Below are 24,006 nucleotides of genomic sequence, written 5' to 3'. Positions count from 1 at the left end.
GTGTCGTTGGAGTACTAACCGACTCCTCTTTTCGTGACATTACTCGGCGGCGCAGCGTCGATCAGCTGTGGTCATCGCCGTCACGAGTGTTCGTCTCCCAGGTCCATCCTGGTACCGCTTCAAGCTGGGTCTTCAGCTCCGCGGTCAGCAGATCTCGAAATCGTCGTTGCTGATGGACCCACTCGCCCAGTTTCACCGCGTTCTCCCGATGCTCACGCGGAACCCGCGAATGTCCTTCCCGCGCCATGAAATTCAGCAGCGCCGCGTACGCTTCGGCCCACGCTGGCGCGATCTGCCCGGTCCCGAACGCCTCGCCGACTCGGTCGATACGCCTCCAGCGCTGCAGCAGTCGCCGCGCGGCGTCGCGGCCGGTGCGGCTGCCCGCGCCCGCGGCGCGCCAGTACCAGGTCTCGGCCTTGCCGAGCTCGCCGAGCTGTTCCAGCACCGCGCCCACCCGCGCCAATTCCTCGGCGTCCAGCGGTGTCGCCGACACCCACCGACGTGTGCGACGAATCAGCGACTGCTGGTCATGGGTGAAAAGCGCTGTGTCCCAGTCCGAGAGCAGGTCATCGTCAAGCAGAACGACCGGCACGGGATCGAGCAGAAACGAGGTATCCACCGCGAGCCAGCTCACCGGGCTCGGCCGCCCGATAGCGGCGTCAATCTGCGCGCGGTAGGCCTCCTCGAGGTCGGTCAGGACTGACCAAGCCGCATGCAGCAACGCTGAGGCAGACAGGCGGGCCACTGACCCACCGAAGACAGTGCCGGTGACGAAGTCGGCCGTCACCGGTTTGGTGTCTTCGAGCAGCGTGCCCGCACGGTTGACAACGTAGCCCTCGCCGAGTGTCGCTGCAAGCGGCACGATTTCCGCGCGGATGTCGGTGTGGCCGTCGGCCAATGACAGCGCCCGCCCCGCACGCATCATCTGCACCGACACGATCGGCAACCGCGCGCGCTCGAAACGGTCGAGCAGCTGTTGCGGTGAGGGCCGCGCCGTCGACGCGGTCTCGTCCGCGCGGGGAAGATCATCGTTTTTCTGCCCGAGCCAGGCCTCACGGTCGGTGCCGGACAGGTAGAGCTGCCCGTCGCCGACCTGCCACCGCACCGGTGTACGGGCATGTCGGTCGCTGTGCACGATACGGCAGGTACGCACCGCCAGGTTCGGCAGCGCGGTATGCATGATCTGCTGCAGGGCGGGCTGGGTGCCCCGCAGAGTCAGTCCGGCGAAGGTCTCGATCCCGACATTGGTGCCGACGCGATGCCAGAACTCGGTGAAGTCTCCCGGTATCTGCTCGATGAGCAGCTTCAGCCGATCCGGCGACAGACTTGCCCCACCGTCGCCCAGGCGGCGCGGGAACAGCTGCGGTGCACCACCGCCGGCGATCCATAGGGTCTCGAGCACCGCCGACACCTCCGCGGCCTGCGTCCCGGTGAGCAGATCCTCGATCGTGGCCAACGCCGCGGCCGTCGATTCCGGGTCCGAGACCATCGCACCGGCGAACCCGTCACTGACCAACCGTGCGGTGTGGCGGGCGTCGTCGGGCTCGAGCAGACCGCGCCCACCCCGCAACACCGACGACGGGAACAACGCCGCCCCCGGCGCCCGAGAATGGGTGGTCAGCTCTTCGAAGGAGACGGCGTCGGTCACCAGCGACTGCGCTGAGCGCGCGGCGGTCGCCAATGCGGTCAACTCACCGGTGGCAGTGATGATTTGGTCGGGGTCCGGGTGCAGTGCCGACAGGTGCACGAACACCGGGCTCGCGTCGGCGTGGTCTCGCACATCGACTACGAGTCGTCCCGGGTCCTGGGTCGAGCGCAGATAGATCTCTCGATGCGCCTGCGCGCCCGCAGTCGGCCATTCCACTACCAGGTCCGGGATGTAGGTATGGTTAAAGTACTCGGTGACCACCACACGTGCCGCGGGGTCGGCAGTGCACAGTGTTTCGCGGACGAGGTCTTTGACTCTGCGCACCGATGCCACGCCGTCGTCGATCCCGAACGCGTCCGCCAACTTTTCCGCGATTCCGGCGTTCATCGCGAGACCTCCGCCCCAACCTTGTAGCGGGCGATGACACCGAGATGTTCACGCGTCATCGTAAGGTGGTCGATCTGCTTGCGCGAGAGCACCAGAATCCACAACCGGTCGGCAACCTCGGCCAACGTCGCGGGATCCGGTGGCGCACAGGCTGCTTCGTCAAGGCTGGTGTAGTTGTAGTACCAGTGTTCGACTACGGAGTCGGCCACCATTTCCGGACTGTCGAGTTTGGACCATTCGGTGGTACAGAACGCCGACCAGGTGATCCACATGAACTGGTCACAGCGCTGCGGGCTCAGGCTGTAGGCACGGAAGCATTTGGCCAGGTACTCCCGATACATCTTGCGTTGATTGCTGGCGTCCTTGTAATGCTTGACCTCGGCATGGAAGAACTGGTTGTGGAACTCGCCGCCGGAGAGGATCCCGCCCATGTCGAAGGAGAACGACCCGCCCGGCCGCGCGAATGTCAACTTGCGGACATCATTGGGATTGGGCTGTTCCCACCACACCTGCGCGCGAGTCGTGTGCTCAAGCCACTTCTTCGCCAACGCCGTGCCGTCCGCCCCCTTGGCGTGCGCGGTCTCCCCATGCATGGATCGCGAGATTACGCCAAGATCGAGCTCTGCGCGTGGAGACCATTGGGTCCGTTACTTGCTCGGGTCCGGCAACGGTGTCTTCCCGGCGTCGATCCCCGCCCAAATCCTGCCCATGCTGCTCCCGAAGTCCGTCGCACGTAACCGGTTTCCCACAGACGACCTCGCCGACGTTGTCCTACACAGCGATTCGCTCGCACATCCCAATTAGCAGCCGAGTCGTCAGGGGCGCCGGAGGGCCAAGTGTCTCCAGCCACGAACGGCAACGGTCCTACAGCCACATCCGGCGCCCAGGGTCAGCTGAACCCTACGAGGAGCTCTCGCCAACCACTTCAGAAGGTAGGACGGTCTTAACGCATTAGCGTTTCCGTCTGCTTCACTGGTTGAAGACTCGCGTCCCGTTACTGTTTCGAAGCGAGGCATGCAGTTCCCCCCAATATGGTCCTACATCGAAGGTTGGTGATGCCGATTTCCGGTCACGGTTTTGGACGAACGTGAACTGGCCATTGTCGACCAAGAAAAGAGGAGAGTACGGCGCGGTTTCGCAGTATAGGTTCGCTGCAACATTTTCCCGAACCCTGACTACACCCGGTGGCGCCCCAGCTATCCAGCCTTTGTATTCTCCCGAGCGAAATATATCAGGATATTTCCAGGTGGCTATGCATGCAGAAGATATGCCGACATAAGTCCCCCGACCACCCATGGAATTCGCGCCATTGCTCGGGTCCGCTTCAAGATACGAGTCAGGACTACTGACGGTTCGTCCTGGCCAGTACGACAGATATCGGGCGTTATTGATTTCTTCACTTGTTATTTGACGAATCTCCCCATGGGGCAGGCGGACTTTGTTGTATGATGTGGACTTTTGGGAATGCGCGAGTGGCGCGGAATTCAGGGTTACCTGCGACCTGTCTGGGGCATTAAAGGTCGGCCTGAAGCTGAGGTTGCACGTCACGACTGAATATGCTTCAACTCGACCGCTCTCACTAACGATGACGTTGACGAAGTATTCACGGCGGACGAATGTAAGCTGACGCCAGTCGGGTGCGTCTTGATGCCTCATATCGGTTATCGTTGGCTTGCCGAGCTTCGATTCGAAGTACTCGATATCGTAGCCAGCATGCAGCTCGTTCAAAATGGAGTATTCGACGGGACGCCAATTGATATTGCGCCAAACACCCGGGGTGAACTGGAGTATTAAAGTTATTGCGGCAATTAGCGCTGAGGTCATGAGTATGGATTTGAGTATTGATTGAAATGGGCTCCAAATCCGCTTGGCGAGCTTTTTTGTCTGCTTAGCAAACTGCGCCGCCTTCTCTCTCGCTCCGGTTTTTGGCGAGATTGAGTTCGGTTTACCCATCCTTTCCCCGTTTCCGAGTCGATGAAGATTGGCTGGATCTCCGGCGACATTAGAGTTTAGACCGCGTCGCGCGTCACCGGCTTCGCTTTCGTCGGATTCCTGTGACAGGTGAGCGCGGCACTATTCTCGACGACACCGCCGCTGCTGCAGACCAAGTGAACGATCCGCACTCGGCGGCAAATCTACGCAACTGGTGCACAGTCGGCCGCGAGTTCGCGGATCGACTCGACCCCACGACAGGCCCAGCCTCACTGGGCAACATACCGTTCGACATCGAGCCCGGTGTCGGCGACTTGCGTCTCTATCTCGGGGGTGGAGTCCAGACGGTCCGCACCAGGACTACCAACGGAAATCCGTTGAGCAACTGGAGCTGAGCAAACCATGGCCATCAGACTGGGAACTCGGAATGCTCCCCTAATGGTGATATCGGCTGCGCCCTGGATGAGCTGGTCGCGAACGGTGTTCACCGCGGGTGTGACCTGCGATGGCCGGGCTCGAAGCCTGGGGTTTCGGCGAATCGACAAAATAAGGGACCGGCGATCCCGGAAGACACACGAAAAGTTTCGGTTAATGGCTCATAGGCGCGGTCGTCACCATGATCTACTGAGATATTTGAGGCTGATTATTGGATTTTCAGCCTGTGCCTTCGACGTAAGAAAACTGGCGAGCGTGCCTCTGATTGTCGCTTCTTGTTCTACCGGGTATCCACGAGCGAGGCAGGCGCTGCCGACCCTCCAGCCACGCGTAGTACGTCGTTCGCGAGATCCCCGCTCGTGCGCATGTTTCGGTGACGGTGCCAGCTTGTCCCGCCGAATCGCGTAGGGACCTCAGTTCGGCGGCAAAGGCATGAAGGGGTAGACCGGGGTCAAGCATCTTCGGGCGCCGTCCCACGGCAACCTCCTTAATACTGCGTAATCCTGAGAACTGCCCGGCGGATGGATCAATCGCCTACGGTCTCCATCACTGCGCGACCGCGAGCCGCCACGGTGCCATCGAGGGCCCCATATTGTTGCAGGTCAGGCAGGGTCCAATCGGCGTTCCCCTGCCGTTCCTTTTGGCGTCCCATGTCGGAGCCGTGAGCCGACTGGCGTAACGATTCCGTCGCTCCCCTTGCCCGCCTTTTCGAATCGGATCATGATCGGATTTGGAGGTCGTAGAGGACGACTGATGCCAATCAGGCAAGCGACCAGCGCGTTCCACCCAACTCCGGCATCAGACCGCCTGCTTCGGCCCGACCCGGATCGCATCGCAGTCACTCGGGCGCTCACCACGGACTCCAGGGGGCAAACGATGTCAAACCAGCAGCCGCCGAATCCGCCGCAGGATCCCGGTCAACAGCCACCACAGCGACATCCGCAGGGCCAACCGCCAGGCGGCTACCAACAGCCGTACCAGGGCGCGGTTCCCCCGCCAGCGTATTGCCAGCAGCCTGCCAAGAAGAAGAAGTGGCCGTGGATTCTCGGTGGCCTCGTCTTGGTCTTCGTCTTGTCCATCGGCGGGTGCCTCGCGTTCCTGGCCAACATCGCGACTGACATCGACAAAGAAAGCACCAAAGAGGTCACCGTCAAGTACGAGGTGACCAGCGATGGACCCATCGCGGGCAACATCACCTACAGCAGTGGCGGCGATGCTGGTCAAATAGCACAGGCGAACGAGCAGCCGCTGCCGTGGTCGAGGGACGTCACCGTCACTGGCTTCGTGAAAGCAGTGTCTCTGAGCGCGCAGGCAGATGAAGGAGCGACCAAGATCACGTGCAGGATCACCGAGGGCGGGAAGGTCATCGCGGAACAAACATCAACTGGCCCCTTCGCCATCGCTTCGTGCAGCGGAGAAGCAGGCAAGTAGTCGCGGCGGGGTCGGGCGTGGATTTCGCATAGCCACGGTCGGACCCTACGTTTGGTTCCGAGCCTGCTATGGGGTTGGCGGGCGGGCCGTGATCCCCGCGACGATGAGGTCGATGCCGTCCATGAACTGCAGGCGATTGTCGTGATCGAGCCCTCGGTCTGCCAAGGCGCGGATGATGGGGAACTCCTCGCGGCTGAGCCCACGCCATGACTGGGCCACGGATTTGAGGTAGGCGCTGGGATCGGGCTCGGGACCGAGGGCTTGGGCGCGTTCGTGGTTTGCGGCGTTCTGGCTGGCGGCACCGAGAACGTAGTGCAGAAGAGCGGTCGTCGCGGTAAACCACCTGTCAGCGGAAATGTCGAGCGCGGATACCTGCTGGCCGATGGTTGACCAACGCCCGCAGGGCATCGCGATCCCTCAGACGGGATACGTACCCACAATGACCAGGCGTTTTCAGTTGCCCGTGTTTTGCGTGCCCTGCCCAGGGCACGAACCTACGACAGGGCTAACTGCAGGGTCGACGCCCATGGGATGGCAAAACTGCACTCTTGTCCGATCGCTCATGTCCGGCATGGTTGCTGGCCAGCCGTCGTGGCTTGACATCAAACCCGTAACGTACTATTCGCGAATTCCCTTGACGTTGCGAGCTTTCGACATCCGCTGTGGCAGCGCACGCCGACGAAGTACACCACGACCAGCCCGCCAGCACCAGCGAATGGCGAAGGCCCTCGAACAAAGGGGCAGTTCGAGGGCCTCGACAGCAAACTACACCGTGATCTGGCTGCGGCGAGGTCGATGCACGGGACTCTGGGGCACCTCGTGCGTGCTCACGCCACCCGAGCCGACGAACACCCTGCCCTCGCCACCCCTGGCTGATCCCCGCCCACGGCGACACCAGTGTCATCGCGAGCTGGTCGCTGCTGGCGGCCCTGCACCCTTGTGGTGTTCACGTCGGCATCGCCTGCTACTCCTGGCGCCCATCGGCACATTCGGGATGTTTGCGTCCGCGGCGCAGCTGTTCGGCGGCGGTATCGAGTCTGGCGGCGTCGAGGTAGGCCTCGGTGGAGATCTCCAGCAGCCGCTGCCAGCGGTCCACGCGGGCCTGCCAATCGATCGGGACGACAGCGGCTTGATCCGGGTCGCCGGGCGGTGTAATCGAGGTTGGGGTCTCGGTGGGGGCGGTGGCGAAAGCGTCTTGCATGGTGGCGAGTTGTTGCCGACAGTACTCGGGGTTGTGTACCTCGGCCCGCAGTTCTGCGGCGGCGGCCCGCAGCGCCCGCAGCCTTTGTCGCCGCTCGTTGTTGACGGCCGCACCGGCCCGGACGGTGTCGCGGGTGCCAGCGTCAAGGCGCGGCTCGGCATCGAGGTCAAGAACTGGCGGGAGCAGGTCATGGTGGCTGATGTCGCGCGGGTCGCGAAGGTGGTCGATGCGCTGGCGCGCGTCGGCGACAGCGGTCTGGCCCAACGTGACCGCGGCGTCGGCGACCTCGTCCTCGGTGACCGGCCGATGATGCAGACGACCGGTCAGGATCGCAACCGCAGTGTCGTGGGCGTCGTGGACTGTGGTGGTGACCATGATGGGCGGAATCGGGTCGGGTTGGCCGTCCAGGCGGGCATCGAGCACCGCGTCTCGGTGGTATTCGACCATCTCGCCGCACACCTCTGCGAACACCGCCGCAGCCAGGCCGGTGTGGCTTTCGTGCACGCGCGCGGTGTAGGAGTCCTCGGTGTCGAACCGGCCCTGGCCGCGCAAAGTCGGCCGTTGATGACCGGCCGCGTCGGTCACGATAGTGAGCCATCGGTAGTCCACTGGTTCGGCATCATCGGCCCACGTCCCGGTAACAGTCGCGCTCGTCTCCAACATCGGTACCCCCACGATCCCTCGGCAGCATTTCCGCATGTGACCCCACTATGGTCGCAGTCCGCGCACCCGGCCGCCGCGTTTCGCGACTCCATCATGCGCGGACGCTCCAGCAGACCCGGTCTACGACCGGCGTGTCCCTGGCGCACGCATCCATCACCTCGACAGCTAGTCTCTGCCGGTGGCGCATCTCCTTTCGATTGTGCAGGGTTCCGAAAAGGGTTGCCGTTGCGAACTTTTCGCGGTATTGCAGGATTCGATTCACGTATGCCCATCGACGACCAGGATTTTGCAAGGACCCATCCAGCCATCAGTTGCCCAACAGCCAGGAACCATACGGAAGCCGGCCAGAATGGTTTATTTCGAAGGATGCTCTGTCAGTCGTGACGGCTTCGGCGCCAGCTAGTCACGCTTCAAAGATATGGCTCATGCCGGGCACCACTGCCTGGTCTCGACACGGCCCCGCTTGTTGCCTGTGCGGATAGCGAAACAGCACAGACCCAGCCAGGTTCCATCGGTCGCACGCGCCCACGTGCATGGGCTTTCGGCAACCCGTGCTCACGCTCGGCGATAAAACGCAAAGCGCGCCATCTACACGGGACGGAGGTAGTCGACCGATGTGGACTCTCCGGCATGCATACGCAGGTGATGGGCCGCGGCTGCGTGCACTGCGAATACAAGCGCTCAGTGATGCTGGTACGCGTTCCGGGAAACAATCGACGAGGCGGGCAGCCCTCGATGCTGCCGAAGGAAACGCCTTGGCGCACAACTTCATCAAGCCGCACGACGACGACCGGGTAACCATCAACACGGCAGACGGCACCGTCGGCGAGAGGCTGGGCACCCGCCCGTCGTATACGAAGCATTCGCCGCACACGTGCAGCACGGCGCGCCGCTGCCGCTGGACACCGCCGATGCAGTCGGGAACATGGCCTACGTCGACGCCGCGTACCGCGCGGCGGGCATGCTGGCGCGCTAGCGCTGTCGTTCCAACATCAGGTAGTGCACTACGCGTGTTCCGACGGAGATCGCGCGCAAACATACACACACTAGAAGGAGTTGCAGCAAACCTGACACGGGAGTGGGTCAACGATGACGATCGAATCGGTAGTCCAACTCCGTGTCCACGGTGTCTCGGGAACTCCGCCCGAAGCGATGCTGCATTACCCGACCGAACTCATCGACCAGATCAGCGGCGACTCCTCGGCAGGCACCTATCGGCGACGAGACAACTCCGCCACTGACGCGGCGATCGACCCGCGCCGCAACGTAGAGGCGTATTCGTGGGGCGCACTCACGTCAGGGAAGGCTAGTCGAGGGCTTTGGCTGTTGTTTCTGCCTTTCATCCTGATCAACTTGGCTCACTGGATGGTGCCGCCTGCCAAGGCGGGTTCTTGGACGGCCACGACTGCCACCAGAACGTCCGTGCGTCTTCTGCGATTGATCGGGCTAACGCTCACGCTCACGCTGATGCTCGCGTCCGTCCTTCTAGCAGTCGACCTGGTGGGCTGGCAGTGCGCGGCGATGCCGCACTGCGGCGCGCGCCTCGGCCCGCTGCGTTTTCTTGTCGATCGGTCAGTGGGCATGCGCTTGTTCTGGACGTCACTGCCTGTCGCGGCGTTGGTGGGCCTGCTGCTGTGGTTCGGTAGAGGCAATCCTGCAGCCGGCGGCAACCCTCCGCCTGCAGCCGAGGTTCCCAGCGACGCTGTCCCCCTCGAGGATCACCTCTTCTGGGAGCCGGATGCGTCGGTAGCCCGCTTGCGGCGGTGCCACGTCACGGTGTGGCTGTCCGGTCTGGCATGCGTGGTCCTATTGGGGGCCAGACCGCAAGTCGACGCCGACGGGGGCCCTCCTCTGACGTGCTTGCTCGTACTCAACGCGGCGATATTCGTCCCAGCCGCGGGGGCGGTGTGCAGCTCATACGTCACGGGTCGGGGCGGCAAAGGCGCACCCCCCGAAGTAGGGGTCATTCTCAGAGGGCTGCAATGGCTGTCGGTCGCCTCCCTCGCGGCCGCGCTCGTCGCCGTCGGTCGCGCGAAGGTCAAATACGATGTCGCACAGCCTAGGTCGTTTCCCTATCTGTACAGCGCCATCTATCTGCTGCTGCTCGTTCAGGCAGCGTTCATCGCCTTGTTGTTTATCTCAACCGCGGTGTCGCGGGGGTGGCCCGCACCGGCCCCGGCGGCTCCAACCGACGCGTCAGAGACCACTGTCAAAGGGTTTCGGCCCACCCTGAGGGGGTTCACATCATTTTTTGTTGCCGCCATCGCGTGGCTCGTCGGGGGCGGATTCAGTGCCGGCGTCGGATTGGTCCTTGCCCAGTTCCTCGGCAACCCTGTCTCCTCCACCGAACTGGCTCTGTGCGAGACGCAAATCGTCGAGGCCCTCGTGGCCGGGAAAACGAACCCGCCAACGGTGTGCGACGGGCTTTCGCATTCGGAATGGCCTTCCCCGGTAGGGTTCCAGGAGCAAGTGGACGCCACCTCGGCCGATGCAGCTCTGATCATTCCTCCCGCCTACATCTGGGCAGCCAGTGTCTTTTTCGGCCTCCTCTTGGTGTTGCTCTTCATCGTGATTCCCGTCGTGTGGGTGATCCGGCGGTCCCGAACGGCGGCTGCACTGAAAGTGGTATCGAACGATTACAACCTTCCACCTGCTGAGCCCGAAAAGGCGAAATGCCGTCAGAAAGATGCGGGAGCGATCGCGAAGGCGCGAGCAATAGCGTCTCTGGCCGACCTGCTGCCCGCGATACTCGCGGTGATGACCGGACTTGCGCTTCTGGCGTTCGCCGCCGTGTTGGTCATGTTTTGCGTCGACGGTGAGGCCGCGCTGCAGCGGAGGCTGCCTGGCACGACTGTCGCCGTCTTGCTCTTCTCGGGCATCGCTGCGGGACTTGTCGGAGTGGCAGTGATGGCATACCGCAGCCGGAAAACGCGTCGGACCGTCGGAATCATTTGGGACGTGGCCACATTCTGGCCGCGCGCCAACCACCCGTTGACGCCGCCCTGTTACGCGGAGCGAGCAGTCCCCGAGCTTCGTCTGCAGCTGTGCCAGCACATGGCGGCCACAGACAAGCAGCGGGTCATCGCCGCCACCCACAGTCAGGGCACCATCATCGGCGCGGCAACCATGCTGCAACTGTCCGACGAGGTCCGGCAGCGGACTGCGCTGCTGACCTTCGGGTCGCCGTTGCGGCGGCTCTACGCCCGAAACTTCCCGGCCTACTTCGGCCTGGGGGCGATGACCCGGCTGCGCACCGTGCAACCCCGCTGGATCAACATGTGGGTTTTCAGCGACCCCATCGGTGGGTGGATCTTCAACAACACCAACGACGAGTTGGCAGATGCACTACGGCTCGTGGACTATCGCATCCCAGATGCAGAAACGCTCGATCCTGGCCCTCGCGACCAAAAGCCAGCGATCTGCGCGCATTCCGGATTCGCCGACCGGCCCGAATACCGGGAGGTCATTGAGGCCCTCGACAACCAGTTGGTGGATCCTGGCGATTGATGCGGTTCATGAAACAGCCGTACCGAAGGAACGCCAAGACCTCGTCGCGCTTTTTACGCGTCTTGCGCCTGGATGATCAACGGATCTCGTTCGGGCTGCTGCACAGGGGGCCAGTGCGACGGACTCGTCCCAGGTGACCGGCACCTCATAGGATCCGTCTCCGCAGTCTTCGACCTTACCGCGGACCTTGACACCCGGTAACGGAGACGGCGAAGATATGGCCGCGCCCACAGCTGCCGTGCATGCGGCGGACAAAAGCTTTGCTGAGGGTGCCTCCAGTACCGGTACGCTGCGGCCCATGTTGCGGGTCGGCCTCGCCGAACCGGCGGGACCGACGCACGCGCCCGGTTGCTCACCGAGTTTCTTGCCCGCCTGTCGGCGCTCAAGTATTTCCGCAGGTTGCCGCGGTTTTTCCCCGTCATCCTGGCATCGATCTCCACGTCGGCCATGACGGCTCCGAACAGATGAATGATCAAGTCCGCGCGGCCGGACCAGAATCGTCACGCCACCGCTATTTGCCGATGACCAGCAGTTTTCGGTGTTGCAGGAGGTTGGCGTACTGGTCGATACCCCCTACCGACATGAACCCCTGGCCCCACCTCGGTGAGTCAGCAGCCGAGCGGACGTTCCAAGTGCAGGCGAATCGCGTGGCAGACTGCTCGGATCAATATTTCGAGGCCGAAACTAACCCGGTGTCAGCGCTCTTCGAAACGCGGCCACTATGTTCAACAGCTATCCGCGGATGACGATTTCGATGGAATCGACCCCGACACCGTAGTTGAGCGCCAGCCCGGCCTTTGCCTGGGCAATCGTCAGTCCGACCGGCACCGTAGGAGAGGCTTCAACCATCGCATTGGCGTCACGTTCGGCCTTCTGGAACTCCAGGCCGTCGAGGCTGATACCCAAAGCAGCCAATTGGGTGTAGCGGACAGGGTTCCGATCGCCAGCCCACACCTCGGGAACGCTGACACGGGCATACTCGCTGAACTGAATCTTCCAACGTCCCGGAATCTCATCCGGCTTCGTGGACGGGCTGATACGAGAAATCCGGCCGATAAGGAAGGCGCTCCCATGGGGTTCATTGCCGTCGGCAAAGGGTTCGAAGTTATGGGCGTTCTGAGTGCAGACGAGCCATTCGCACTTCTTGGCCCGGGCAGCGTCTAGCTTCCATGCCTGGGAGCCGCCCTCATGGAGGATCTTCTCGGCACTCTTGCCGGTGAACACGACGACGGCATCTTCGATCTCAGGCATAAGACTATATTATCAACTATCAACGAAGTATCAGTCTTTTATTTGAAAAGTATAGCGGTGCATGCTTGGGGCGTGTGCCTCTGAGCTCAAACCAGCGGCACTAAATCCGCATGTGCGCGCGTTGAGTTGCGATGCGCCCGAGGTCATCTAGGCAGCGAGTATGTAGTTCGAATGCCGATCGAGATTGGTTCAATACGGTCACAGCGCATGGTCGTGCGAGGGTCGGCATGACGAGCGGCAATCTGAACATCGCGCAGGTTGACACGCCGACCATCGTCGTAACGAATGTGGCGCAGCATGTGCGGGGTAGGCGTGCTGTTATGGGCCGCTGTGGATGAGTGCTGCCCAGAGGTCGGGTCTGGCCGGGTGCGCCGCACGTAGTTCACAGGTGGTGCGATGTAGCGCTGTCGCTGCTCTTTCTGCGGTTGGCGATGGTGGCAGGGATCGGCGCGACGCCGGTGACAGAACGTGTGATTCCCAAGTCCGGTCGGAATTCCGGACGTCGAGAGTGTAGAGGCGCACCTTGCCCAGAACGATCCGCGAAAGTTTCGCTGCCAGATCGTCTTCGGTGCCAAGCTGGTGTCGAGGTTGGCCTCCAGTAGTTCAACGACATGAGACGCGACGTCGGTACTGGTCAGATCCGCCGCACGGCGACCGGTTCTGCAGCTGGTCGCCCAACTGCTCGGCGCCAGCCCGGATGAGACCCGGCAGTTAACCTCAGCTGGGTTGCCCGGCTTCGGGCCTGGTCGCGCGGACGAGGAGACTTTCGGCTGTCCGGACAGGGCCTGCGATCACGCGCAGGGTTGGGACATAGGAGGACACCATGGCGTCGAGGGCGCCAGGACAGAGACTGCACAGCAGGTGAGTAAGCGCAGTAACAACTTCGTCGAGCTCATGCGGCAATAACCGCGGGCCGTCCGCGTTCCCATGTTCGATCTGGCGCTGTCCTTCCTCGCGGGGACGGCTTTGCCGACGTAGCGCACGCGGTGACACTGGGATAAAATCCAACTTCGCTTCAGTCAAGTTCTCTACCGGCCCGTCAGCTATGGACGGTACTGGGCCAAAGTGGGACCCGCGGAGGTCGCAATGATATATAGTGACCCCCTCACATTCGACAATGAGAGGATTACACCCACAACCTTGCTGTGTTCAAAAATCACGCCACTCAAGTCAGTTTTGATGATCTTCGATAGTATGACATTAGCGTTGCGAAATACTGCGCCACGCAGGTCGGCGTCCGCAAAGTTGGCATAACCAATTGAGACACTCTCAAAGTTTACTGGTCCTCCATCAGTATGAGCACCGTCGAATATGGTGTGGCTCAAGTTTGATCTATAGAAATTAACATTCCGAAGGTTCGCTCCTCGCAAATTCGCCCCGGCTAGGCACGTGTCAGTGAGGTCGACCGAAGGTGGGACGTCAAAATCGCGACGCATAATCACTGTTAGGGCTGACTGAACGTCGAGGGCTAGCTTCGCGCTTGCGTCGAAGCCGCACGGGGAAGCGTTCGGTTGCGCATGTAATCGCACGAACGCGGCGAGAATTTCGATAATGTTTCGGCGATCGCTGATTGAGTCACTGGAAATCCTTTCTAGAGAGTAGATGCCGCCGAGTCGCACATCTAGATTTGGCGAGCCTATTTGAGTGATCGCAGCTGTGAATCGGTTCGAAAGCTCCGTCCTTTCCGATATCCTGCGCTGATTGTTGGCGGCATCCAATGTTCTTGCGGTAAAGATAAGTCCGACAAGGACACCTGTAGCCGTAGCTATCGCGCCGACTTTCAGCCATCCGTCCCATGTCACCCCCTTCTTGATGTTTTCGCCGACCTTGCGAGCGCGGCTGGGAGTAGGGCGAGTCAAACTTGTGACCCGCGAAAGTCTGTGTCTCCGTGTCGAAGGTCCGGCGGCTAGTCTCACGACCTCATGATCCAACAAGAACACGACAGGTGTACCTCAAAAGCGCAGCCAGCCAAGATGATTTGAATCGCTCCGGTGAGTCCGGAGACCTACTTGTGTGACAGCCCGGCCGGTTGCCGGGCTGGGTTCTGAGCGTAATAAGCGGCCTCCATTTCGGCGGGCGGGATGTCCCCGCAGTACTGGTAGAGGCGCCGGTGATTAAACCAATCGACCCATTCGGCGGTGGCGAACTCGACGTGGTCGACGCTGCGCCAGGGGCCTCGCGGCTTGATCAGCTCAGTCTTGTACAAGCAATGCCGCGTAGTTGAGCGGTGGGGTCGGTTGTCGAGTCGCCGTCTGGCTGTGGCGGTTCCGGTGCCAGCCATTGGCGGTTGAGGCGGTAGCGTCCACGACCGATCCGGTCGAGGAACCCTTGGTCGGTCCATCGGCCTATTTGGCTGCAAAGGCTGCGGTAGCGAACGTGTTTCAGCTCTTGGGTGATTTCGCTGGGGGTCCAGTCGCGGTCGGGGTCGGTCCGCAGTAGCTGCAACACTTGCTGGCGGTGGCCCGGGTCGGCAGCGCTTGCGGGGTGTTCGTCCGCTTCGGTCTGTTGTGGGTCGGTGAGCGCGCGGAGTTCCAGCCGGATGATGGCTTGGCTCTTGGTAGGGCGGTTGCCGGTGAGCGCGGTCCCGTAGCGGGACATGGGGCATTTGACCTTGCGAGCGCTGATGCGCGGACGGCGGGCGGGCAGGAGGTTCTCCAAAACCGCTCGGGCGATGGCGTTTTCGGGTGAGTCGTTGCTGGTGATGTTGGTTGCGGTGACGATCTGGTTGATGGCGGCGGTCATGGCCACGGTGAAGCTTGCCCGGTCGGGTCGGTTCCCGGAGCGGTCTCCACGGCGTCACACATGGCGCGGCGCAACGTCTGATAGATCGTCAGGGCGGCCCACATCTCCTGCTCGAGGCCGACCGGGTCGGTGGAACGCAGAACGCGTCCGCGGAACATGGTGTGGCGCAACGCGAAGAATGCTGATTCGATCTCCCAGCGCTCGTGGTAGAGGCGGGCGATCTGGATCGATGGATCGGTGCGGTGGTCGAGCAAGGTGGTGATGATCCGGTAGCGGTCACCCACGCGGGATCCGTCGGCGCAGGTGGCGGTGATCTGGATATCGACGATGCGGAAGCGGTAACCATTGATCCTGGTCAGAACCGATCCATCGGGCAGCGTGGCCCACACGGCCGGACGACGGCGAGAGCTGAGACGGACCACGAGCTGAGCGCCGGAGGCCGCGACGCGGGTGAGAATGTCATCACCACCGAAGTTGCGGTCGGCCAGCAACAGCATCGTGTCGTTCAACAGCGGCACCAAACTGGCGGCGTAGTCGGTCTCACTACGCTTGATCGAGCCGAAGACTGCGCCGAGTAGGCCGCGGGTCCCGGTCTCACACAAGGTCACGACCCGCAGATGCGGGTAGCCCTCGGTGCCGCCGCGGTATCGAGTGAACTTGCCCAGCCGCATCCGGATCCGGTCCTGGTCTGGAGCCTGCAGCGAACCGCAGCCGTCGAAAGCCACAGTGCGCCAATGCCGATAGCACACACCCGGGGTGGCGGGCTGCGCCAGAGGGCCCGCCACGACCTCGAACAGCGCCCTCAACGGTGCCGCTCCCAGACGCCGGCGAAGATCCCGCAGTCCCTTCCCCGAGGGCCTGCGAGCGAGCAGCGATCCTAGCCCGGCGATCAGCTTGTCCCAGACCCGCTCATAGCCCAGCGTCGGGAAAACAGCCAGAGCGAGAACGAAATACACCCCGACGCGCGAGGGCAGCAAGCGGGTGCGACGCTGCACCGTCCGGGTCCGGGTGAGAACGTCATCGATCAACTCGAACGGCAGGTACTGCGTGAGCTCCCCGAGGTGACCGGGCGCGAAGATTCCTGCGGCCACGGTAATGGTGCGGGTGAGCGGCGTACTGACAGACTGGGAGGGCAACGGGACCTCTCGGATGCAGGAAGACCTTGGACGGCTTCTCTGCAATAGCAGAGGTCCCGTTGCCTTACCTCCCCGACACCCACCTTAGGAAACACCCCGAGTTGACCTGCCTACCAACGGCTTAACTACGCGGCATTGCTTGTACAAGACTGAGCTGATCAAGCCGCGAGGCCCCTGGCGCAGCGTCGACCACGTCGAGTTCGCCACCGCCGAATGGGTCGATTGGTTTAATCACCGGCGCCTCTACCAGTACTGCGGGGACATCCCGCCCGCCGAAATGGAGGCCGCTTATTACGCTCAGAACCCAGCCCGGCAACCGGCCGGGCTGTCACACAAGTAGGTCTCCGGACTCACCGGAGCGATTCAGAGGCGTTTCGTGTCCGGGACCCGACAGACATCGGTCGCCTTACCCTCTCCCGCGCATGAGGGAATCACATCCCCAGCGGGCGAGAAAGCCGTCACCTAGCTCAATTCGCAGGTCAGGCGGGAAGAGAGTTGGCATTCGCAACATTACGTAGACTTCGAATCGACACCGTCCGCTGGTCTTCCGTCGTGTCGTTCTGGCTGGCCCAGCGTAATCCGACCGGTCTGTCAGTTCGCATTCAGGCGAATACCGTTGCGGCATTAGATCATTTGGCTAACATTTGACTTGATCGGACGACCTCGGTAACTCCAGCCCATCCGGCTCCGACTCTAGGGACAAGGCATCATAAGGAGCATACGAGTTGGCCGATCGCGAACGCCGTTTGAAGGCAATCAGCATCGGCGTCAGCAACCACGCTGGAATGGTCGAGCTGGCGTTCGCCCCAGAGCTGGTAAACCAGGTGTCGACGGCGCTTCGGAAGATCGACTATGAGGTTGTTGAGGTTCTAGCCGACACGATGGGTTCCGCGGAGGTCGGGGCCCGGATCCTCGATGTGATGAAGGCGTGCGCGGTAGATGATCTACTGATCGTGCATGTGCTCAGCCACGGCGAACTGGCCGAAGGTGACGGCACCGTCTACGTGCTGGGCTCGGATGGGGTGAAGGATCCGGCGCTCGATGTGGACCAGTGGCTGAAGTACGTTCAGCTCCGCGGACTACGCACTTTGTTCTTGCTGGATCTGTGCTACTCCGGCACTGCGGCACGACTGCCGTGGCAGTACCGCATCGACGCCGACCAGACCCGGGGATGGGTGATTGCTGCCTGCCAGCCAGACCGGGCTGCCTATGACGGCCGGTTCAGTCAAGCGCTGGTCGCCGTGTTGAACGGGTTGCGGGCCAACGAGTTCGATGTTGATGCGACCATGCGCTATGTCCCTCTGACCACTGTTGCCCGCGCGTTACGACAGGAGGTCCAGCGGCTGTCTGCCGAGGCCGACTCCTACAGCCAAACGGTCACCGCGAGCCTCCAGGACATCAGTACGGACCCGCAACTGCACTTCTTCGCGAACGTCGGATACACGAACAACAAGCACACCTGGATGAGAGCCGGCCTGAACCCGGGGCTTCGTCCGTTCCTGGACGAACTGGACGAGGGCCTCGACGCTCGACACTTTCTGGACCGGGCTGCCGGTGTCGGCCGCCTGACCGACCGGATGGTGGGTTGCTTCAGTGGCCGCAAGAAACAACTGGTCGACCTGTCGGCGTGGATGGACCAGCCCCGAGCCGGGGGTATTTGCGTAGTCACGGGCAGTCCCGGCGCTGGCAAATCCGCCCTACTGGGAATCATGGTTTGTGCAGCTCACCCGGTTCTGCGGCGACCAACCAAAACGATCTGGGACGACGTCGAACGCACGCCATACCAAGTGGACCATCTCGCAGCCGTCCATGCCCGACAGCGTGGGGTTCCAGCGATCGTCCGGTCGGTCGCCAACCAGCTCGGTCTTGACGAAGGCCGCGGAATGAAGGATTTGTTGCGGCAACTGCGTTCCAGCAAAAAGCCGCCGCCAGTGATCGTTGTGGACGCTGTGGACGAGGCTGAGAACCCGATGGCGGTGCTCCATGAGTTCCTGTTGCCGCTCGCCAAGTCTCAGCGGGGCGACGGCGGTCCCGTGGCCCGCCTATTGGCTGGGTTTCGTCCCTATCGTCAGTTGCGTCCGCTGTTGGACCTCGCCCAGAAACAAGATCAGCTCTACGACCTGGACGAGGTGACAGAAGACATCCTCGAGGAGGACCTCTACAAGTACGTCACCACCCTGCTGCGGACAGTCCCTAGCTATCGGCAGTCTGGTGGCGGCGCCGTCGGAGCGTTTGCCGCGGAGGTTGCGCGCATACTGTCCTGCCTGCATGGCGGGGGCCCGTTCCTGGTCGCTGGCCTCTACACCCGACACCTCGTTAGCTCATTTCCTGATGCTCGTGCACTCCCTGCCAATGAAGCCCTACGCCTGGGTAGCGCGGTGCCGCATACCCTCCCCAATGTGCTGGAGATCGACCTAGCCGCGCGCGCCGATCAGCCCTTTGTACGGCCAGTACTCACCGCGCTTGCGCGCGCGCGGGAGCAGGGCATGCCGGTCACCGTGCTCGCCCGCATCGCTGCTTGCTTTTGTGCGGGAAACGAAATTTCGCTGGTGGAGGTGCGTCAGGCGCTGACCGAAGCCAAGTTCTACATTCGGCAGTCATCCGATGTCGACGGGACCACCGTTTACCGGCTGTTTCACCAGGCTCTCGTCGATCACCTGTGGCAGTCGGCGGACCTTCTCGACGCGATGCTTGATCCGCTAGGTCCCGCCGACGACCGCGATTGGGCAGCTGCTGAGCCGTACGTGTTGCGGCATGTGCTGGCCGAGGCCGGTAGCCGGAGCCACGAGATCTTTTCTGACCCGGGCTTTCTGCTTCTGCCCGGTACCGTGGAGCGGCTGTCAGGATCCGACGCCGCGCCGGAGTCACTGATCGATTTCATTCGCATGCTCGATCCATTCGCGACACGCTATTCGTTGGCGCTAGCCGCCGCTCGTGTCGGCGCACAGGATTTGGCACAGCGGGCTGCCCGGTTCCTTCCATGGCAGCCTCTGTGGTCACGTGGAGACGACTTCGATTGGGACCCAATGAGAACTCTTCAGCCACAGAGAGTTTCGGCTATCCGATCACTCGCGGTGACCGACGACGGTCTCACTCTGGCCTGGTCTTGTGAGGACCACACCGTCGCAACGTGGCGCGTCACCGAGGAGACTCAGACGGAGATCCCGGTCGACCTCGATGGCGCAGGCATTGTAGCAATGTCTGGCAACGGCAGATGTTTCGCGGTTGCCAGTGACTTCGATGGGTCGGTCCAAATCGTCCCGCACACCATCGAATCGAACTGGACAGGGCATGTCGCTGTTCTGGCGGTGGAACCGTCCGGAGCAAAGATCGTGGTAGTGCACCGTGATGGTAGCGGCTGGCTGAAGACCGGTGACGGACCGTGGCAGAGCTTCGATACAGGGCTGACCGCAGATTGCTGGGCGGTGGCGTGGGGCGACGATCCTTCGGTATTCGCCAGCGTAGGCCAGGCAATTTACCAGTGGGATCTGTCAACGATGACAAGCCGCGTCATACAAATCATGGATTTGGCTGCGGTTGAACTTCGCGTATCGGCCGAAGGTCACCTACTCGCGTGCCGCGACATCACCGGCCGTGTGGTGGTCACGCAGAACAACGTACTGACATGGAAGTCCACCGTCGACAAATGGATCTCGCCGACGGCACTAGCAGTGAGTGCCGATGGAAAATGGCTCGCCGTCGGTGATGACGAGGGCATGGTGTCGCTATATTGCGTGGAGTCGGCCACCCCGGTCGACACGAGACGCTCGCACGAGGCACCAGTCTCATGCATTGCGATCAGCAGTGATGGCACGACCGTAGCCTCCGGCGACGAAGACGGCGAATTGAGCACCTGGTGGACCCGGAGCTATCGACCGCCCGGATTCGAGGCTCCACTCGTGACCGCATGTCACGACGTAGCCGAAACATCCCGCGGGGTGCTGCCAGTGCCCAAGCACCACTTACTGATCGGAGACAGTGACGGGTCCGTAAACCTAATCGATCCCGAGTCGGGCCGAGATGGGCCACCACAGGTCTACAGGCACTCCACCGTGACCGTCATCGGCACCCAGAACGTCGGCGGCAAAGCCTTCGGCAGAGTGTTCTGGGACGACGGCGACGCCATCGCATGGGATCCGCTGACGGGGCGGGTTTTACAGACGTCCAGCTGGGATGGCTTCGCCAACAAGGCGCAGATCTTGGCAGGTCAGCGCACGCTGTACATCGGAGACCGAGTATTCGAGATCCGCGCCGAAAGCGAAGGTGTTGTCCTGCTGCAAAACCTTGTCATGCCCTCGGAACGTATCCGACTGCCCGGGGCGCACAAGGGAATTGCTGCCGTCGTTCGCGCCGGAACACTGCACGGGCGACCGGCTGTGTACACCGGGGCCACGGACGGCTCAGTTCGTATCTGGCTGGTCGACGACATCGGGTCTCCGTATGTGATCACCGTACCCGGAGCCGTGCACTGCATGGACCTCACCGATGACGGCTACCTGCTGGTAGGCGCCGAACGCGAGCTGATCGCATTTCACTACAACGAGGACGGATCGGCATGAGCAATATCGTGGGAGTGCATGGCATCAACAACTATCGACCGGGGAGGACGGCCGACGACCTGAGCGTGGAATGGTGCCATGCGCTCGGCCGACAGGTACATGTGGCCTACTACTCCGAGCACCTCCAGCGAGGCATCGGCCAAGGTAGCGACGACCCGATGACGCTGGAGCCGGCGGAGCAGGAGATGTTGATTGCGTGGGTGGACCAACTCCAGCCGGTAGGTGCGGTAGCGCAAGGTCCGCGCACGGCTCGCCTCAGGCAAGCGTCGGACTGGCTGACCCGTAAACACGGCGACACCGCGCGCCGGCTCGCGGTGCTGTTTTGCCGCGAGGTGCACACGTACCTGGCCAAGCCGGATTCGCCACGGAGAACGGCGGCGCGAGCCACCGTCGCCGCGACTATCGCCGAGATCAAGCCGACAGCGGTCGTGGCGCACTCGCTAGGCAGCGTCGTAGCATACGAGACGCTCTGGCAAGATCCGCACCTGTCCGTTGATCTCCTGATCACAGTCGGCAGTCCTCTGGCAATGCCCGGGGTGGTGCTCGATCGGCTGGACCCATCGGACCGTGGCCGCCCGCCGGGTGTGCAGCGCTGGGTCAATCTGGCCGACGTCGGAGACATCGTGGCCGTTCCACGAGGCGGCCTCGGCCGTACATTCGCTGGGGTGGAAGACATTCCAGATCTCACCATCGGCAATCTCGCCTTCCATGGCGTACAGGCGTATCTACGCACGCCCGAGGTCCGCGCCATGTGCAATTAAGGAGTCGCCGTAGACAACGATACGATTCGACTGTTGTCCAAGCCACGGGCCGACGCCAGCCTCGACGTCCAACAGGCGATCCGCGGCGGGGAGTTTCACAGCTGAGGCAATCCCAGCAAACGAACTAGTCTACTCGCGTTACCGCCGGAGCGTGCTTCTCGACGTGGACAATCTCTGCTAGCTATCTCCGCGAATCCAATCTTCGAGACCTGTCCGTCCATCGTCGTGGAAGTCGTATGCGCGCGTTGTGCTCCGTGGTCACGGAGGCTGTCGTGTGTGCTGGTGTGGGAAGAAGTCAGGTTGACGGCGCTCGCCGAAGTTGGCTCTGTCCCACTTTCGATGATGGGTCCGGTTGCTACGAGGTGGCCAAGACCCGGAGCCGGAGTAGGTCGAAGCGTGCTCTGCCGTACATGGCTCGTTTGATCAGCTTGAGCCGGTTGACGTTTCCTTCGGTGGGGCCGTTGCTGTAAGGAAGGGTCAGTCCGGCGACCACGGCATCCCAGTCACGGTGCAGTGTGGCCGCGAAGGAACTGATCTCCCGGATTCCGCTGGCCTGTGCCCGCTGGGTCCAAGCCCCGAGTTCCGCTCCTCGCAGCTGCCGTAGCAGCATCGCGAATTCGGTGGCCAGGCCTGCGGTGGTGGCGATCTCGTCGCAGCGATCGATGATCGTGCGAAGACGCTCGCGTTCGTCGTCGGTCAGGTCGTCGCAGCGGCGCATGATCCAGCCAGCGGCCTTGCGGGGTGTGATCGTGGGCGGGGCCTGGACTGGGACGCCGGCCACGCGCCAGTGTTGCAGGTGTCGACGGACCGTCTTGACGCTGCCACCGAATCCCTGGGCTGCGATCTCGGAGTAGAGGACCGCGGCGTTCACGCAGCCCTCGCGCCAGCGGCGCTGCAGATAGGGCACGAACGGGTCGATGAGACTCGCGCGGCGCACCCCGGAACTGAGCAGACCCTCGACCTCGGTGCGCGCGTAGCGGCGGACGGTCTTGCGGTCCAGGTGCAATTCCCGCGCGATCGCGCTGATCGTCCAACCCTGACCCAGCATCTGTTGGATTTGTGGGTGTTGGCGGGTGATCCGCTGCGCCAGCGGGCCATCCGGTGGGGCGGGCTGCGGGATCGGTGGTGCCGGAATCTGGTCCGGGTCACGCTCATTCAGGCAGGAACGCTTGCGCGCGAGGACACGCTCCACAGCACTGGTCAGGTTCGCCAGCAGGTGCCACCTGTCCGCGACTTGCACCGCATCAGGGGCTCCGCGGCGAGCGCCGTCGGCGAAGTAGCCGGCGCGATCACGGCAGATCACCTCGATCCCTGGATGTTCGCGCAGCCAGGCGGCCAACGCATCGGAGCTGGCTTCGGGCAACAGGTCCACCGGACGGCGGGTGGCCATATCGACCAGGATCGTGCCGTAGTTGCGACCCTTACGAAACGCGAACTCGTCGACACCGACCACAGTAAGCCCGCCGATGTCCGGTTGCGGCAGTGCGCGGATGAGCCGCAGCAGCGTCATCCTGCTGACCACACTGGCGACCCCGGCGCACAGTCGCGCCGCGGGCCTGCCTCCCAACGCCAACGCGAACCGTCTCAAAACGTCCCGCAGCGCCAGGCTGCGACGCCCATAACGCACGGTCAACCCGCTCACCTGCTCGGCAAAGATCCGCCGCCCGCACCCGCCGTTACCGCAGAACAGCCGCCGCACCGCCAGCCTGAGCACCACTTCCCGGCCCGCGACCGCGACATCGGCGATCTCACGGGAATAGCGGCTGTGAACCCGCGACGAGACCACCCCGCACACCGGACACGACTGCGGGACCTCCCTGGTCACCGCATCGAACCGGATAATCGGCCCAACCCGGCTCACACCCACCACATGCACACCCGACCGATCCGGGAACATCAACTGCCACAACAGCTCTGCTGCACCATCAGCGACCACACCGGGCAGTTCTACCGGAATCCCCAGCACCCCAACACAATCGACACCCGCCCATCATCGAAAGTGGGACAGAGCCAAGTTCAGTGAGCGCCGTCAAGGTCGCTCCAGAATCGGCGTATCGGGGTGCACGCAGCACGCCGAAGCGGCCCGCGGCCCCGCGCGGCTTCTGATCACGGCAGCTTCGACGGCCAAGACCACCCACTCGGACGCACTGAATTCGGCTAGTAAGCGCGTGTTCAACAGGATGCGCGCTTCTCGGCATTTTCGTCCTCGCTCGGTCATCGACGCACATGCACTCGCGCATCTGATTTGGATCGCACTCCAGAACCACCTCATGAAAGTTGGCCACGTCCCCGCATACCAAGACGCACCACGCCTCCGGCGTCCGAGCGCGAAACATCAACTCGTGCAATGCAT

13 protein-coding genes and 4 pseudogenes are annotated in these 24,006 nt (G+C 62.5%); 6 read left to right on the top strand and 11 right to left on the bottom strand.

Annotated features, from left to right (window positions below):
* Window positions 1–61 precede the first annotated feature (61 nt).
* The 4 genes from ACQP1T_RS20490 to ACQP1T_RS20475 all read right to left on the bottom strand — a co-directional run bounded on the left by ACQP1T_RS20490 (window position 62) and on the right by ACQP1T_RS20475 (window position 4,861).
* A complete protein-coding gene (locus tag ACQP1T_RS20490; protein WP_433754658.1) occupies window positions 62–2,035 on the bottom strand; it encodes a helicase associated domain-containing protein in 1,974 nt (657 codons plus the stop codon).
* Window positions 2,032–2,628 carry a hypothetical protein gene (locus tag ACQP1T_RS20485; protein WP_433754657.1) on the bottom strand — a complete coding sequence of 199 codons (597 nt, stop codon included), beginning with the start codon at window positions 2,626–2,628 and terminating at the stop codon, window positions 2,032–2,034. The genes ACQP1T_RS20490 and ACQP1T_RS20485 overlap by 4 nt, the downstream gene beginning before the upstream one ends.
* A gap of 376 nt (window positions 2,629–3,004) precedes the next feature.
* Window positions 3,005–3,988 (bottom strand): ETEC_3214 domain-containing protein, encoded by a 984-nt coding sequence (locus ACQP1T_RS20480; RefSeq protein WP_433754656.1) that lies wholly within the window; start codon window positions 3,986–3,988, stop codon window positions 3,005–3,007.
* 633 nt (window positions 3,989–4,621) lie between these two features.
* Window positions 4,622–4,861 carry a helix-turn-helix domain-containing protein gene (locus ACQP1T_RS20475; protein ID WP_433762277.1) on the bottom strand — a complete coding sequence of 80 codons (240 nt, stop codon included), beginning with the start codon at window positions 4,859–4,861 and terminating at the stop codon, window positions 4,622–4,624.
* Between the two features lie 417 nt (window positions 4,862–5,278).
* Between ACQP1T_RS20475 and ACQP1T_RS20470 the strand changes: the two genes are divergently transcribed.
* Entirely contained in the window at window positions 5,279–5,833 is a 555-nt protein-coding gene (locus tag ACQP1T_RS20470) for an MmpS family transport accessory protein (RefSeq protein ID WP_433754655.1), read from the top strand.
* A gap of 66 nt (window positions 5,834–5,899) precedes the next feature.
* Here ACQP1T_RS20470 and ACQP1T_RS20465 read toward each other — a convergent pair whose 3' ends face one another.
* The gene (locus ACQP1T_RS20465; protein WP_433754654.1) at window positions 5,900–6,241 is read right to left on the bottom strand and encodes a hypothetical protein; all 342 of its coding nucleotides are present in this window, start codon (window positions 6,239–6,241) and stop codon (window positions 5,900–5,902) included.
* 556 nt (window positions 6,242–6,797) lie between these two features.
* Window positions 6,798–7,697, bottom strand: coding sequence for a hypothetical protein (locus tag ACQP1T_RS20460; RefSeq protein WP_433754653.1), 900 nt, complete (start codon window positions 7,695–7,697; stop codon window positions 6,798–6,800).
* Between the two features lie 752 nt (window positions 7,698–8,449).
* On the opposite strand from ACQP1T_RS20460, the pseudogene ACQP1T_RS20455 reads away from it, so the two are divergent.
* Window positions 8,450–8,673: pseudogene (locus ACQP1T_RS20455) on the top strand (Gfo/Idh/MocA family protein); the annotation flags it as partial.
* Window positions 8,674–8,786: 113 nt separating this feature from the next.
* On the top strand, window positions 8,787–11,204 hold the full coding sequence (locus ACQP1T_RS20450; protein ID WP_433754651.1) for a hypothetical protein: 2,418 nt from the start codon (window positions 8,787–8,789) through the stop codon (window positions 11,202–11,204).
* A gap of 732 nt (window positions 11,205–11,936) precedes the next feature.
* On the opposite strand, the gene ACQP1T_RS20445 is transcribed toward ACQP1T_RS20450, so the two are convergent.
* The 4 genes and pseudogenes from ACQP1T_RS20445 to ACQP1T_RS20430 form a co-directional block, all read right to left on the bottom strand.
* Entirely contained in the window at window positions 11,937–12,455 is a 519-nt protein-coding gene (locus tag ACQP1T_RS20445) for a hypothetical protein (protein ID WP_433754650.1), read from the bottom strand.
* Between the two features lie 1,043 nt (window positions 12,456–13,498).
* The gene (locus ACQP1T_RS20440; RefSeq protein ID WP_433762276.1) at window positions 13,499–13,891 is read right to left on the bottom strand and encodes a pentapeptide repeat-containing protein; all 393 of its coding nucleotides are present in this window, start codon (window positions 13,889–13,891) and stop codon (window positions 13,499–13,501) included.
* A 569-nt stretch (window positions 13,892–14,460) separates the two neighbouring features.
* Window positions 14,461–14,661, bottom strand: a pseudogene (locus ACQP1T_RS20435) (IS3 family transposase); the annotation flags it as partial.
* Window positions 14,643–16,333, bottom strand: a pseudogene (locus tag ACQP1T_RS20430) (IS4 family transposase). The pseudogenes ACQP1T_RS20430 and ACQP1T_RS20435, both read right to left, overlap by 19 nt.
* A gap of 139 nt (window positions 16,334–16,472) precedes the next feature.
* Here ACQP1T_RS20430 and ACQP1T_RS20425 point away from each other — a divergent pair.
* The 3 genes and pseudogenes from ACQP1T_RS20425 to ACQP1T_RS20415 all read left to right on the top strand — a co-directional run.
* Window positions 16,473–16,673 (top strand): annotated as a pseudogene (locus tag ACQP1T_RS20425) (IS3 family transposase); the annotation flags it as partial.
* A gap of 385 nt (window positions 16,674–17,058) precedes the next feature.
* On the top strand, window positions 17,059–20,892 hold the full coding sequence (locus ACQP1T_RS20420; protein ID WP_433754649.1) for a hypothetical protein: 3,834 nt from the start codon (window positions 17,059–17,061) through the stop codon (window positions 20,890–20,892).
* Window positions 20,889–21,653 (top strand): hypothetical protein, encoded by a 765-nt coding sequence (locus ACQP1T_RS20415; RefSeq protein ID WP_433754647.1) that lies wholly within the window; start codon window positions 20,889–20,891, stop codon window positions 21,651–21,653. Before ACQP1T_RS20420 ends, ACQP1T_RS20415 begins: the two co-directional genes overlap by 4 nt.
* A gap of 355 nt (window positions 21,654–22,008) precedes the next feature.
* Here ACQP1T_RS20415 and ACQP1T_RS20410 read toward each other — a convergent pair whose 3' ends face one another.
* Complete coding sequence (locus ACQP1T_RS20410; RefSeq protein ID WP_433754646.1) at window positions 22,009–23,619, bottom strand: ISL3 family transposase; 1,611 nt, start codon at window positions 23,617–23,619, stop codon at window positions 22,009–22,011.
* Window positions 23,620–24,006 lie beyond the last annotated feature (387 nt).

This window comes from Nocardia sp. CA-135398, from assembly GCF_050955845.1.
In the GTDB taxonomy this organism is placed as follows: domain Bacteria; phylum Actinomycetota; class Actinomycetes; order Mycobacteriales; family Mycobacteriaceae; genus Nocardia.
This window is presented reverse-complemented; position numbering and strand designations above follow the sequence as displayed.